The sequence below is a fragment of the Sphingobacterium populi genome (assembly GCF_001586775.1).
GTDB classification, from domain to species: Bacteria; Bacteroidota; Bacteroidia; order Sphingobacteriales; family Sphingobacteriaceae; genus Sphingobacterium; species Sphingobacterium populi.
In genome coordinates, this window is record NZ_LQXS01000007.1 from 30,162 (window position 1) to 44,280 (window position 14,119).

Here is a 14,119-nt window from a genome sequence, read left to right on the forward strand (position 1 = left end):
ATAAGTAAATAGCAATAGGTAAATGTCAGGCAAGTTTACCGAAGTGTAATATTTAGGTACTAAAACGACAATGTTTCAATCCCGTACTTGAATTCGCAACTTAGTAATTCAACCAGTTTTTAAACATAGGTGCCTTTTCTCGACTAATGATGACTTCCAATTCAGGATTGTTCTTGACGTCTACTTTCAGCTTTCCATTAAAGTAATTGTGAACTTGGCCAATCGCATCTACGCATAATATAAATTGCCGATTGGCTCGAAAGAAGATAGAAGGATCTAGTTGTTGTTCCAACTCTTCCATTGTAAGCGGGATTACTTCTTCACTACCATCGGACAGGTGCGCTCGAGTGATTTTCCATTCGGAATAAAAAAAGATAACGTCTTGTACCAGAATCGATTTGTATCCGTCCTTGTACGGTAGTAAAAAACGTTTGCGAAATTTCTTCGGTTGAAAGAAATTCATTAAGCCTTCGAGGGTTGATGGATCTAGCAGATGGCTCTGTTTCGAGCCCAATTTGTCCAAAGCGGCAGATAGCTCCTCTTTCTCCACAGGCTTGAGCAAATAATCCACGCTATTATGCTTGAATGCGCGCACGGCGTACTCATCGTATGCTGTCGTAAAGATGATGGGACATGCAATAGGCTCTCGCTCCAAGATTTCAAAACTCAAGCCGTCGGATAAACGCACGTCCATCAGCATCAGATCAGGACAAGGATTTGCTGACAACCATTCCAACGTATCCGCGATGGTTTCTAACACGGCTAACACTTCGGCCTGCGGCCGAAGTTCTTTAAGCAATCGCTTTAACCGATCTGCATTTGGCTTTTCGTCTTCGACAAGGAGTATTTTCATGGCTTAAATAATGGAAGCGTTACCGTATAGATGTGTTCATCCTGATAAATATGAGGCGTGTGCTTGGAAAGTAGTTTGTAACGACGGTTGATATTCTTAATACCGATGCCCGACGATGGGATTACTTTACTTAATGGCAACCGCGAATTTTCTACTTGTAGCTGTCCTGCATCTGTCGTGAATATGCTGATTTGTAGGGGATTTTTTTTATTTGTCTGGTTGTGCTTAAGGGCATTCTCGACTAGTAACTGTAGCGTGAGTGGCGGCAGATTATACGAACGATATCGCGGATCTATCTGAATACTGAACTGCACTCCCTCACCAAAACGCTGCTGAATCAGAAAGCGATAAGGCTCGAGAAATTTAAGCTCTTCGTCGAGCGTTAGCATATCTTTCTTGGCATTGACCAAAAGGTAGCGATATATTCGGCTAAAATTCTCGGCATACTCATAACCCACGTGTTGGTCTTCTAAGATAAGCTCCGACAGAACACTGAGATTGTTAAATACAAAATGTGGATCAATCTGCAACTTCAAGGACTGCAACTCGGCTTCCATCGCCACTTGGCTGAGTTCGGCAGATCGAATAGCTTCATTCTTCCAATTCTCTACGAGATAATTGCCGATATGAATACCCATTATCATAAGCGAAAGAACCATACTTACCAATATCCACTGCATCGTTTCACGCGTTTCGGCTTCCAACGTCAGCGGGTTATTATCTGCAGTATCCGGCGCTGAAAATAAATAGGGACAAATGAGACCAAATACTTGATTGATTAGTAGTACAGCGCTAACATTCAGCACTGCTTCGGTTGCGAAGCGTGCACCGGGCCGGTGAGTCCAAGAGATCTTTGTATTCAGCCAGGTACCAATATGCATACTCGATTCAGAAATCATAAAGCAGAATAATAGGGACGTCATGAAATCCAACATGATCTGCTCGGTAGGACGCAATAGGAATGTTTTCCAATAAATGGAGAACGGATCAATTAGGTATACCACAAGATACAGTAGTAAAAAAGCGGAGATAACGAATATAATACGCTTTGAGGTGTTCGTCAAAAAATTTTCTCTAGTACTGTTCATCAGTATCCTGTGCTACTTCTTGTTTCCTAAATATGAGGTCCGATTACAAATTTGTAGAATATAATACTAGACCGTATCCAAAATACGACTAAAGTAGCGAAATCGTTCACCAGAAATGTGCTATTGCAGGCTGAAACGGTTCTAGATCAATTGTTATTTATACCTGAATACAATGGTGAATAATACGCAAATGGCATAATTTACGGATGAGTGGCATTCAGTTTGTATACGATTTAGCACAATAGCACATTTTTTACACAGCATATAATTAGCATCAGTCATCCACCCCCCGGATGACTTTTGTTTTTATAAGCGGTGCTTTCCCGAAGTCATTTTACCTTCCTACTGTTTTATTAGATTGTAGCTTTAATTGCAACAGGTTGTCATGATTTTGTCCAAAACAAAAATTTATTTTAAAAAGATTTGCATAGTGTATTTTTTACACTATCTTTGTGTCATCATAATTTAGGTTTATAATTGGTTAGTAAAGGTTTTCATTCTCCCCGTTTGAAAACCTTTTTTTTTGCTCTAAATAACATTTCACTATTCTTCTTGTTCCTATTGATATACAGTTCATATTGACACTTAATACAAATGAATATGAAAAATTCCTTCTATTTAATCGTGATGTCTTTGATAGTAGCATTTGCTACATCTTGTAATAATACGGAAGATCAGCAGCAGCAGGAAAATGAGCCATTTGGCCAGAATCCTACTCCTCCGGATAGCTTACAGTTAGATTCGCTTACGAGCGATTCGGTTGATTATAATGAACCAGAATCGCCTCGCATGTAGTGCCCAGCTTATCTCTGCGTAGTTCATAGTTTTTGGCCATCATCGATGGCCCTTTACCGTTTATATCGTGACAAAGCCTTTTAAGCTGATCGCAAAAGATTTGTTAAATTTGCGCCATCATCGATTCTGGTATTCACAATTATGAAAAAAACATCTTTCCTTATTTTTTCCTATCTAATAGTCTGTAGCATCACATCCTTTGTATATGCACAAGTAGAGCGTCCAAAACTGGTTGTTGGTTTAATGGTTGATCAGATGCGATGGGATTATCTCTATCGTTTTGCTGATCGCTACGGCGATGATGGCTTCAAGCGGTTGTTAAAACAGGGATTTTCGTGCGAAAACACATTGATTAACTATGTACCTACCTTCACCGCGATAGGCCACAGTTCGGTATATACTGGTTCGGTACCGTCCATTCACGGCATTGCTGGAAATGACTGGATTGAGCAATCTTCTGGGCAGTCGATGTACTGTACGCAAGATGACTTTGTTACGGGATTAGGTGCAACTGGTAACGTTGGGAAGCAATCGCCACGAAATTTGTTGGCATCTACGGTAACTGATGAATTGCGTTTGGCGAGCAACTTTCGATCAAAGGTAGTCGGCATCTCGATCAAAGATCGAGGCGGTATATTGCCTGCCGGACATTTGGCCAATGCCGCGTACTGGTTTGACAGCAAATCAGGAAATTGGATTTCGAGCACCTTTTATATGGAATCTCTACCTGATTGGGTGAATCATTTCAACACGAAGGATCTTGCTACCAAATACGTACAGCAGGACTGGAATACATTGTACCCGATCGACACCTATGTTAATAGTATCGAAGACGATAATATCTATGAAGGCACTTGGCCGGGAGAAGATAAGCCTGTATTCCCACGAAAGACATCTAAAATCATGAAAGACGTTGGTCTAGAATTGATTAAAACGATGCCTCAAGGCAATACATTTACACTAGATTTTGCGAAGGACGCAATTAAAAATGAACAATTAGGTAATAATCCGGACGCGCAAACTGATTTTCTATGTGTAAGCTTATCGGCCACGGATTATATCGGACATCGCTACTCGTTGTCGTCGGTTGAAATTGAAGACACTTACCTCAGATTAGATCAAGATATTGCCGAATTCTTAAAATACTTGGATGAAACGGTTGGCGAAGGCAATTATACATTCTTTCTAACAGCAGACCATGCCGTATCCTACAATCCTTTGTATTACACCGATCAGAAAGGCAGCGGCGGTTACCTATTTTCACGGCAAATACAACGCACGCTGAACAGCGAGCTGAAAGAAGAAACCGGCGTAGATGGATTGGTTATCAGCCTAACCAACTATCAAGTTCATTTGAATAATAAGCTTATTGACTCGCTGCGATTTGATCCGCAAGCGATCAGAAATCGTATTATCAAAACCTTGAACAAGGAAGAAGGTATTGCTTATGTGATTGATCTGGAAGGCAATCAAAACATGCTGCTCCCAGCGCCGCTCCGTGAAAAAATTATTAATGGTTACAATCGCAAAAGAAGTGGATCGATACAAATTGTCGTAGAGCCACAGTGGTATGCAGGTACGCCGCGCTCGCCAGGCACTACGCACGGTGTATGGTCACCTTATGATTCGCACATTCCGTTAATCTTTATGGGTTGGGGAATTCCGCAAGGCAAAAGCAATCGTCCGGTAGAAATAACCGACATTGCGCCAACCATTTCTTCCTTGCTCCATATCATGGAACCCAATGGAAATATTGGCAAGCCAATCACCGAAGTGCTAAATCATTAAGCATAAAAGAAGCCTCCACCGAAAACGATGGAGGCTTTTCACATTAATATTCAAACACAATCGACCAATTCGATTATTTGTTAAGGCATTAGCACGTGATCAATAACGTGAATCACCCCATTAGATTGATGCACATCCGAGATCGTAATCTTTGCGTCTCCGCCTTTACTATCTTTGATATACAAATCCTTATCTTTTTTCCAGACGGTGAGTTTTTCGCCTTGTACGGTAGTCAATGTAGCTTTGCCATCTTTATCGAGCATTTTCCAAATGGCTTTACCATCCAATTTGCCAGGTACCACATGATACGTTAGGATACTTGTTAATGTAGCCTTATTTTCAGGCTTTACTAAATTATCTACCGTACCTGCTGGAAGCATATCGAATGCTGCATTTGTAGGCGCAAAGACTGTGAATGGGCCATTCCCAGATAATGTTTCCACTAAGCCAGCTGCTTTTACGGCAGCTACTAATGTGGTATGATCTTTAGAATTCACTGCATTCTCCACGATATTCTTAGATGGATACATCGCTGCTCCGCCTACCATGACGGTTTTCTCTTTTTGCTGTGCTTGCACATCCGTTGCTTGGTACGTTAGTGCTAGGCCTAATAATGCTGCACTAAATAAGGTTGCTTTTTTCATGATTCTATGATTAAAGTATAAATTTAAATTGCTTTCCATCATTTACGATAATAGGCAAAACTTGGATGTAAAAATCTGAGTTTTTTTATTTCTTAGAGGCAACCGCCTTATTGTCAGGCTCAAAATCTAAACTAATCGAATTCATACAATAACGTTTTCCGGTTGGTTCTGGTCCATCATCGAAGATATGCCCCAAATGTGATTCACAACGACCGCATTGTACTTCTGTACGCTCCATACCATGTGAAAGATCTTTCAGGTATATGACCGACTTTTTGCGCACAGGCTCATAAAATGATGGCCAACCGCATGTTGAAGCAAATTTGGCGTCAGCTCTAAATAACTGGTTGCCGCATACCGCACAATAATAAGTCCCTGGCGCATCCAGATCGGTATATTTCCCGGTAAATGCACGCTCTGTAGCACCTTCACGAGCTACGGCATAAAGATCTGGCGGAAGAATCTTTTTCCACTCGGCATTAGACACGTCGATTTTTTTTGTGTCAGTGCGGCTATAATATGGGTTTTGCTTTGATTGAGCCTGCGTACTTCCGTTCATCATACATACTGCCAGCAGCAGAATCGTAGCAGCTATCAAGTTTGATTTTTTTATTTTCATAATGATCCCTTTTTATATGTCATATACGTACCATTCTTGGATAAAGTTTTGCTGCGTTGATTTATTTAAAAATAAAATTCGATGATCGCTTGATTTTTAACTTGTAAAGCATACATTTGATATAAATACAATTTGATTGAGTCCCATTACACATCTTTCCGAAGAAACGCTAATCAGTTTGCTCCAAAAAAGAGATCGCAGAGCATTCAATTATCTTTATGATAGTTACTCTGGCGCGCTATATGGTGTCGTGATTCGTATTGTCTTGCATAAGAATTACGCTGATGAAGTGATTCAAGATGTGTTTGTAAAAATTTGGAATAATATTGAACAATTCGATAAGCAGAAGGGACGTGTGTACACCTGGATGCTCAATATTGCTCGTAATGCGGCGATTGATTATATCAAATCTAAGGGAGTAAAAAACGAACAAAAAAACCAATCGCTCCCCGATGTCGTAAATAGGTCTGAGAGTTCGAATTATGCTGTGACTGAACCTCAGGAAAAAACGGATTTAATTGGACTTCAAGATGTGATCAACAAATTGAAGCCAGAATGGAGAAAGCTTATTGATTTAGCTTACTACCAGGGATACACCCAAAAGGAAATCGCTGAAGAGTTAGATTTGCCTATTGGTACCGTAAAAACTCGTGTGCGAGCAGCACTGTTGCAGCTGAAAGTAGTATTGAATGAATATCAATAATAATAGTGGATATTAAAGAATACATATCGTCAGGAATCATAGAATCGTACGTTCTGGGTATGGCCACCGATGAGGAGGTAAGCATATTAGAATGCGTGCGCAGCAAACATCCTGAAGTGGAAGCAGTGATCAGAGAGGTGGAGGTGTTGATGGAAGATACTGCATCATTGCAATCCGCACCTCCTCCGGTTACACTAAAAGACACAATCTGGGCAAGTATTGAGCAGCAAGAAAAAAGTAAGCGCGGACAATCGCCCGTATCGATCGAAGAAAATACGGAAGTGCCAGCCATTACGAACAGCGCTGCTCCAAATCGCCGTGTGATACAGCTTAGTCCGTTGGCAATCGCCGCCACAACGTTATTGGTATGTAGTGTGGGCTACAACGCCTTCTTGTATCAGCAACAAAATGATGCCAAAGAAGCGATGGCACAGATGGAAACGCAGAGCAAATCTTCCGAACTACTATTGGCAGATGCTTATCAAAGTTTAGATATGTTGCAAAATCCAGCAGTTAGCATGATATCTTTAGCTGGCGTGGAAAGCAACCCTCAATTGAGTGCCCTGGTACTCTGGAACAAGCAGGAAAGCAAAGTATACCTCATGGCCGACAAGCTTCCAAGTGCGCCGGCAGGCAAACAATACCAACTATGGGCTTTGCTAGATGGTCAACCCATTGACGCGGGTGTAGTTCCTTTAGAAAAAGGAGAATTAATGCATACGATGAAATCTATCAACGATGCTCAGGCATTCGCCATTACTTTGGAAAATAAAGGTGGAAGCCCATCTCCTACTCTTGCTGATCTACGCGTAATCGGCGAGATTTAGTTACAAGTACTACCTTAACAGAAAATTCGCAATCTCTTTCTAGCGGTAATTAGTAGATATCGTCCTTTAATAGTTCGCTTATTATCCTAACGAACTACAATATTGTGTTATGGTCGTTTATAGAATCGCTTTTCAACTCTATATTGCGGTAGCAAACAACGAAAAAGGCCTGTTTCTAGTGAAACAGGCCTTACACCTACATCCCCCTCCCATAAAAATCTAATTCATATCGTACTTTTCTAGCTTATGCTTCAATAAAAAGTGTAGCGATATCTAATACAGCTGGTGCTGTTAATGGTTCGTCAAAAGATTGTGTGGCAATTGCTGGTGTAAAACGACCGCTCACGCCAGTCAATGTAGTGATATTCACACCACCTTGCTCCAGATTGTCTTCACCTGCGTAAACTGGATCTACCGCTGCTCCGATTCCTGAATCGTTCGCTCCAGTAATCCAAGGTTTTTGATTTGCGGCTGCACCTCCTCTCGCTCTACGCATCGATCTTACATGTGCGGCATGGCGTGCTTCTACGGAGTGAATCTGCAAAGCTGCTGTCAGCACGACCCGATTACCTTTCAAGATTCCAGCTTGGCCTTTATAAGCACGAACTCCTGTATCTTCGAACGCTTGTGCTAGTGCCAAAAACGTATCATAATCACTAAACACGTTAGCAAAGGCACCGCCTGCTGTAAAATCAAAATTAGGTTTGGCCACTGCATTTGATCCTAATACGCCTTTTAAGAATTCGACATGCGCGATTTCGTGATCGCGAATCGTGCGGATCGCTTCGGCTGCTGCTCCAGATGGTATCAAACCTACTCTATTGGATCCGAGTGTGTAATACTCAGCTTCTAGATATTCAAGCGTAAGTGCATAGTTCAATACACCATTGACATCGGTCGGAGCAGATTGGCCGTAGGCCTTGTTAAATAAAGCACTAAGGGCAAATGGTAATGCCGCTAATGACACTTTTTGTCCAATATTGAACATATTGCGAATCGCCTGACGACGCGGGCTGATTCGTTCGTTGAACTCAGGATCTACCTGAGAAATAGACTCGAAAATATTTTGTAAATTCATGACGTTCTGTGTGTAGTTAGAAATTAATAAGTTGGTAAATCACGTACATCCACTTTGGACTTAATGAATGGTGCAGCAGCTTGTAGCACCGCGGTCGGACTGTTTGAAACATCCAATCCATTACCATCAATTACTTCGCTGTTAGCAAATGATCCATTGCTAATCAGATCGCGAATCACTGCCGCATGGCGTGCTTCTACCGATACAATCTTACCGGCCAACAATAAGTACTGCTCATCTTTGATCAGCCATCCTGCACCATTGTACGCAGAAACACCTAAATCCTCAAATACCTTCGCTGTACCTAATACGCTATCTCTGCTCGAAAAATTTACAGCAGAAAAATCAAACTCCAAAGAGTTGATAGCACCTCTTCCCAATGCTGCCTTGAAAAATTCGCGATGGGCAACCTCGTGGTCACGCACATCTGTTAGCAACTGTTTTTCAAGATCCGTCATTCCTGAGAAAGGTTTGTTGGCTACCTCAATATAGAATGCTGCTTCCAATTGCTCTAAAGCGTATGCATAATTTAAAATTGCAATATCACCGCTGCCAAAATAAAGGCCGCTGCCATTCATATCATCTGGTCCGTCATCCTTCGCGCAGCTAGCAAAGTTTAATAAGGCAACACCAGCGAGACCGCCGCCAGCGAGTTTCAAAAAATTTCTTCTTTGAAGTCCTTTGCTTGTATGATCGGATTCCTCCGCATACAATTGGTCTTTCAATGCGTTTGTTTCTTTCATGACAATATATTTTAGTTTTAATATGATAGTTTTATGACATCTACGATTAAACCTATAGGATTGGATTTTCTCTTAGGTAATTATTTTACCTAATCTGCCCCCAGCATATCAAAAAGCCATAAAATATTTTTAAAAACAGCATGAGCTTGATGAAATTTGTCCTAATAGGAAGCTATATCACATGATCCGGGTGCAAACTAAAATTTAGTATTTGTGGTTAAACATGTATTAATTTGCATAGACAAAAAAAAGAAAGTATCATGATAGCAACAAAAGGTTATGCCGCATTGAAAGCCGGAGAAAAATTGGTGGCTTGGGAATTTGAACGCCGAGATTTAGGCCCTAAAGATGTACAATTTGATATTTTGTATTGTGGAGTATGCCACTCCGATTTGCACCAGATTCGCGACGATTGGTTCAAGGGTCTGTACCCGATGGTACCTGGCCATGAAATCGTAGGAAGGGTAGCACAAATAGGTGATCAGGTAAGTAAATTCAAAGTTGGTGATTTGGTAGGCACTGGATGTATGGTGGATTCTTGCGGCCAATGCGAAAGCTGCCAAGATGGAGAAGAACAATATTGTGCGGAAGGAAATGTACAGACGTATAATAATGTGAATAAATATACCGATGGCATGCCAACCTATGGCGGTTATTCCAAAACCATCGTCGTTAAGGAAGAGTTCGTACTACGCGTACCAGAAAATCTTTCTCTCGCTGCGACTGCTCCACTATTGTGTGCAGGGATTACAACATATTCGCCACTTCGCCACTGGAACGTAGGAAAAGGATCAAAACTTGCCGTACTGGGCCTGGGTGGCTTAGGCCACATGGCCGTTAAATTTGGCGTTGCGTTTGGTGCCGAGGTAACGGTATTGAGTACTTCCGAAGGTAAACGCGAAGATGCAAAGCGTTTGGGCGCACATCACTTCATCGTAACCACGGATAAAGAACAGTTTAAAGCTGCACGTAGATCTTTTGACTTTATTCTAGATACCGTTAGTGCTGAACATGACATCGCGGCTTATATGTCACTCCTTAAGACAAATGGAACTCATATCTGTGTAGGTGTTCCGTCGAAACCGGCACAGATTCCACCATTCTCTTTAATTGGAAGAAGAAATAGTCTCAGCGGATCGTCTATTGGTGGCGTGGCAGAAACACAAGAAATGCTCGATTTCTGTGGTGAGCATGATATCGTATCCGATGTAGAAGTCATCAATATTGATTACATCGATCAAGCCTACGAGAGAATGGAAAAAATGATGTCAAATATCGTTTCGTAATCGATATGTCAACATTGTAGTGGATTTTCACCATCAAATCACTTTTATCAAATAAAGTTATGTCAAAATTATTTAGTCCGATCGTTGTCAAATCCGTTACTCTAAAAAATCGTATCGTTACATCGCCCATGTGCATGTACTCATCAGAAGATGGCTTTGCGACAGATTGGCACTTGGTGCATTATGGCACGCGTGCGATGGGCGGTGCAGGTACGGTTATGTTAGAAGCATCTGCTGTACGTGCAGACGGACGTATTTCCGTTGGCGACCTCGGAATTTACAAGGATGCCCACGTAGAAGGGCTTTCGCGTATTGCCAAATTCATTAAAGACAATGGTGCAGTGCCAGCCATACAATTGGCACACGCAGGACGCAAAGGCAGCACATGGGTTCAGGGCGATCAAAGCAAAACCTTACATACTGAAGAAGAAGGTGGCTGGACTTTACTGGCTCCTTCGCCCATCCCTTTTTCATCGCATATGCCTGCGCCTAAAGAGATGAGCGTGGAAGATATTCAACAGCTAATAGCAGATTTTAAAGCTGCGGCAAAGAGAGCGTTGCAAGCCGGCTTCGAATGGATAGAAATACATGGGGCGCATGGCTATTTGATCAACGCATTCTTATCCCCCTTATCCAACAAACGCCAAGATGAATATGGTGGATGTTTAGAGAATCGTGCCAAATTCTTATTCGAGATCGTCGCCGCAGTACAGGAAGAATGGCCAGCCGATCTTCCAATTTCTGTACGTATATCTGCTACAGATTGGTCGGAGGAGGGTTGGACTATCGAAGATTCGAAATGGCTTACATCTAAACTAGTGGATGCTGGAATCGATATTATTGATGTCTCCAGCGGTGGTGTTATTGGCGGTGTGCATATACCCGTTGGGCCAAGCTATCAATTACCTTTGGCTAGTGCATTAAAACAGAGCTTAGGCGACAGAGCCATTGTAAGTGCTGTAGGCATGATTACTAACGCACAACAAGCCGAAACTATTCTGGTAAATGGCGATGCAGATCTTGTTTTTCTGGCAAGAGAACTATTGCGCAACCCATATTTTCCGTTACACGCCGCGGCAGCATTAGGTACTGAGCCACAGCCACCAGTGCAATATACCCGTGCATTTAGCAAGTAGCTGTAGTAAACTCTATCTAGTGTGTGCTCGTTGTAATAATTGCGTCTGATAAAACTAATGCGAGACAAGATTGTCGTATTGTATAGACACGCTAATGAAAATAAGTATATGCAACAGTCAACAAGAGAGCCTTTAGATATTTTGTACGATCTTGTAGAGATCAATAATGACCGTATCGAAGGCTATACTAAAGCCATCGAACTATTGCCTGGTGGGCAGCATACAGATCTACGAGCTGTATTTGAGAAATACCGAGATCAATCTGCCGACTTCAAAGCGGAGATTGCGCCACTCGTACTGCAGATCGGTCAAGAATTGACCAACAGTACTCGACTTAGTGGAAAGATATATCGCACGTGGATGAGTTTGAAGACGGCATTGTCTTCTTCCAATCGCACTGCGATATTGGAGCTGGCAGAACGTGGAGAAGATGAGTTTGTCAGTGTCTATGATCATTTCTTGCAGAATGAAATTGGGGAAGACAATCCTATTTACGATATGGTGATGCGCCAAAGTCACGAGCAACGCGATGCTTACGAACATATAAAAATGTTGTACGACAATTCTCGTGTGAATACCTGAATCGAAAAAGGAATATAAATATTCCCGTTCTTTATTCCAATAGTAGTGCATGTGAGATCAGTAAGCCGATCTTACGTAGCAAGGTTTACTTCGAGCATGCACATACTATACGGAAAGTACGAGATGCAAGCACTGATGAGTTAGGAAATTTGCTATAAAATACGTATCTTTGTACCAACACCTTAAGATAGTCCAGCTAGACTAGCTAGGACACGGGATTAGTCGACAGATCAAAAGTTGACGATTTCATTATTGTTTCACTTAAATCCTTATATGTCAAGAAATCAGCTCACATTCAAAAAGAAAGAACGCGCTAAAAAGCAACAACTAAAGAAAAAAGAAAAGTTGGAGAAGCGAGAATACAATAAAGCGAACAACAACAAAGGAAAAGATCTAGAAGAGATGTTTGCCTATGTTGATGAGTTCGGTAATATCTCAAACACTCCACCAGAAACGACGTACAAGTTCAAAGAAGAAGACTTGCAGCGTCCTGCTGACCCTACAGAAGTAGAACACTTCGGAAAGGTTTCTTATTTTAATGATGCCGGAAGATATGGTTTCATCCGTGATAACGAAACGAGTGAGACGGTATATTTCAACGATCGGCTTGCAGGCATCGATCTAAAGATCGGTGATAAGGTAAAGTACAAATACGCGCGAAGCAAACAAGGCAATCAAATCACCGAAGTCGAGCTACAGAGCTAACTCTTCATAGAGTGCTCCTCAAATGCTTAAACAGCATTTACTATATTTAAAAAAAATCCCTGATCGAAATCAGTTCGATCAGGGATTTTTTCCTTGCCAACCTCTTTACTACTTACCAGCAGGTATTTGGAAGCCGATCAATTTCTGGATGCTTTTCAAGACACTGCGCTCTTCTTGACTACAGAAAGACAATGCAATTCCTCCCTTCCCAGCGCGTCCCGTACGACCAATACGATGCACATAAGTTTCGGCATCAGCCGGCAAATCATAATTGATCACATAGGGTAATTCGTGGATATCAATACCGCGGGCAGCAATATCTGTGGCAATCAATATACTGATAGCGCCTGATTTAAAATCTGATAGTGCTTTCTGACGCGCATTCTGGGATTTATTTCCATGGATCGCGGCGACGGTAATACCCTGCTTAGAAAGTTTCTTAGCGAGGCGGTCAGCACCATGTTTCGTACGAGTGAATACCAAGCACTGTGCAATGTTATTCTCCTTCACGACTTTTAGTAAGAAATTTACCTTATCAGCCTTCTCCACATAATAGATCGCTTGCTTTACTGTTTCTGCCGTAGACGACACTGGCGACACAGAAATCTCTTTTGGTTGCTGCAGAATCGTTCCCGCAAACTTGCGTATTGCAGGAGGCATCGTAGCAGACAAAAATAAAGTTTGGCGCTGCTCAGGCACATGCTTTAGGATACGTTTTATATCATGTATAAATCCCATATCCAACATATTATCAGCTTCATCTAATACCAAATATTGAATATCATTCAGCCTAACCAAACCTTGATTCATCAAATCTAGAAGACGCCCAGGTGTCGCTACGACGATATCTACACCACTTTTGATAGCGTCCACTTGTTTAGCCTGCGAAACGCCTCCAAAAATAACTGCATGTTTCAATTTTGTAAACTTACTAATTAGCGCGAAGCTCTCACCGATTTGTATACTCAGCTCGCGAGTTGGCGCCAGTACAAGCGCCTTGATGCTTGAACGCGAAGTCGATTTTGTTTGGCTGAGCAACTGCACTATAGGAATAGCAAACGCGGCCGTCTTTCCGGTTCCGGTTTGCGCGCAACCGATCAAATCATTTCCGTTAAGAATTACTGGAATAGCTTGCTCTTGAATGGCAGTAGCTTGCACGTAGTTCACCTCTTGCAAGGCTTTTTTTATAGGATCAATTAATCCTAATTCATCAAATGTCATGTATTTCTGTGGTTGAACATTGAACCGCACCTTCCTTACAGAAGTAAAAAA

Annotated in this window: 15 protein-coding genes; 8 read left to right on the forward strand and 7 right to left on the reverse strand. The window is 41.8% G+C overall.

Going from position 1 to position 14,119, the window contains the following annotated elements:
- Positions 1–100: 100 nt before the first annotated feature.
- Together A0125_RS14265 and A0125_RS14270 are read right to left on the reverse strand one after the other, a co-directional pair.
- Positions 101–853 (reverse strand): LytR/AlgR family response regulator transcription factor, encoded by a 753-nt coding sequence (locus A0125_RS14265; RefSeq protein WP_066757774.1) that lies wholly within the window; start codon positions 851–853, stop codon positions 101–103.
- Positions 850–1,941, reverse strand: coding sequence for a sensor histidine kinase (locus A0125_RS14270; protein ID WP_066757776.1), 1,092 nt, complete (start codon positions 1,939–1,941; stop codon positions 850–852). The genes A0125_RS14265 and A0125_RS14270 overlap by 4 nt, the downstream gene beginning before the upstream one ends.
- A gap of 600 nt (positions 1,942–2,541) precedes the next feature.
- Between A0125_RS14270 and A0125_RS14275 the strand changes: the two genes are divergently transcribed.
- The gene (locus A0125_RS14275) at positions 2,542–2,736 is read left to right on the forward strand and encodes a hypothetical protein (RefSeq protein ID WP_156472566.1); all 195 of its coding nucleotides are present in this window, start codon (positions 2,542–2,544) and stop codon (positions 2,734–2,736) included.
- A 141-nt stretch (positions 2,737–2,877) separates the two neighbouring features.
- Positions 2,878–4,524, forward strand: a complete 1,647-nt coding sequence (gene pafA / locus A0125_RS14280; protein ID WP_066757783.1) for an alkaline phosphatase PafA — start codon at positions 2,878–2,880, stop codon at positions 4,522–4,524.
- 80 nt (positions 4,525–4,604) lie between these two features.
- Here the strand turns inward: pafA and A0125_RS14285 are convergent, their stop codons facing one another.
- Together A0125_RS14285 and msrB are read right to left on the reverse strand one after the other, a co-directional pair.
- Positions 4,605–5,168, reverse strand: coding sequence for a fasciclin domain-containing protein (locus A0125_RS14285; protein WP_082785057.1), 564 nt, complete (start codon positions 5,166–5,168; stop codon positions 4,605–4,607).
- Between the two features lie 85 nt (positions 5,169–5,253).
- The gene (gene msrB, locus A0125_RS14290; RefSeq protein WP_066757784.1) at positions 5,254–5,787 is read right to left on the reverse strand and encodes a peptide-methionine (R)-S-oxide reductase MsrB; all 534 of its coding nucleotides are present in this window, start codon (positions 5,785–5,787) and stop codon (positions 5,254–5,256) included.
- 136 nt (positions 5,788–5,923) lie between these two features.
- On the opposite strand from msrB, the gene A0125_RS14295 reads away from it, so the two are divergent.
- Both A0125_RS14295 and A0125_RS14300 read left to right on the forward strand, forming a co-directional pair.
- Positions 5,924–6,490: an RNA polymerase sigma factor gene (locus tag A0125_RS14295; protein ID WP_066757786.1), complete on the forward strand. Its 567-nt coding sequence runs from the start codon at positions 5,924–5,926 to the stop codon at positions 6,488–6,490.
- Between the two features lie 5 nt (positions 6,491–6,495).
- Positions 6,496–7,317: an anti-sigma factor gene (locus A0125_RS14300; RefSeq protein WP_156472567.1), complete on the forward strand. Its 822-nt coding sequence runs from the start codon at positions 6,496–6,498 to the stop codon at positions 7,315–7,317.
- A gap of 244 nt (positions 7,318–7,561) precedes the next feature.
- Here A0125_RS14300 and A0125_RS14305 read toward each other — a convergent pair whose 3' ends face one another.
- Positions 7,562–8,395 (reverse strand): ferritin-like domain-containing protein, encoded by an 834-nt coding sequence (locus tag A0125_RS14305; protein WP_066757796.1) that lies wholly within the window; start codon positions 8,393–8,395, stop codon positions 7,562–7,564.
- A 23-nt stretch (positions 8,396–8,418) separates the two neighbouring features.
- The gene (locus tag A0125_RS14310) at positions 8,419–9,138 is read right to left on the reverse strand and encodes a ferritin-like domain-containing protein (protein ID WP_066757798.1); all 720 of its coding nucleotides are present in this window, start codon (positions 9,136–9,138) and stop codon (positions 8,419–8,421) included.
- 260 nt (positions 9,139–9,398) lie between these two features.
- On the opposite strand from A0125_RS14310, the gene A0125_RS14315 reads away from it, so the two are divergent.
- From A0125_RS14315 to A0125_RS14330, 4 genes are all read left to right on the forward strand, one after another.
- Positions 9,399–10,424 (forward strand): NAD(P)-dependent alcohol dehydrogenase, encoded by a 1,026-nt coding sequence (locus A0125_RS14315; RefSeq protein ID WP_317038827.1) that lies wholly within the window; start codon positions 9,399–9,401, stop codon positions 10,422–10,424.
- A 59-nt stretch (positions 10,425–10,483) separates the two neighbouring features.
- The gene (locus A0125_RS14320) at positions 10,484–11,560 is read left to right on the forward strand and encodes an NADH:flavin oxidoreductase/NADH oxidase (RefSeq protein ID WP_066757801.1); all 1,077 of its coding nucleotides are present in this window, start codon (positions 10,484–10,486) and stop codon (positions 11,558–11,560) included.
- A gap of 108 nt (positions 11,561–11,668) precedes the next feature.
- Entirely contained in the window at positions 11,669–12,142 is a 474-nt protein-coding gene (locus A0125_RS14325; RefSeq protein WP_197464889.1) for a PA2169 family four-helix-bundle protein, read from the forward strand.
- A gap of 273 nt (positions 12,143–12,415) precedes the next feature.
- The gene (locus A0125_RS14330) at positions 12,416–12,847 is read left to right on the forward strand and encodes a cold-shock protein (protein ID WP_116776776.1); all 432 of its coding nucleotides are present in this window, start codon (positions 12,416–12,418) and stop codon (positions 12,845–12,847) included.
- 108 nt (positions 12,848–12,955) lie between these two features.
- Here A0125_RS14330 and A0125_RS14335 read toward each other — a convergent pair whose 3' ends face one another.
- Positions 12,956–14,068, reverse strand: a complete 1,113-nt coding sequence (locus A0125_RS14335) for a DEAD/DEAH box helicase (RefSeq protein ID WP_066758032.1) — start codon at positions 14,066–14,068, stop codon at positions 12,956–12,958.
- Positions 14,069–14,119 lie beyond the last annotated feature (51 nt).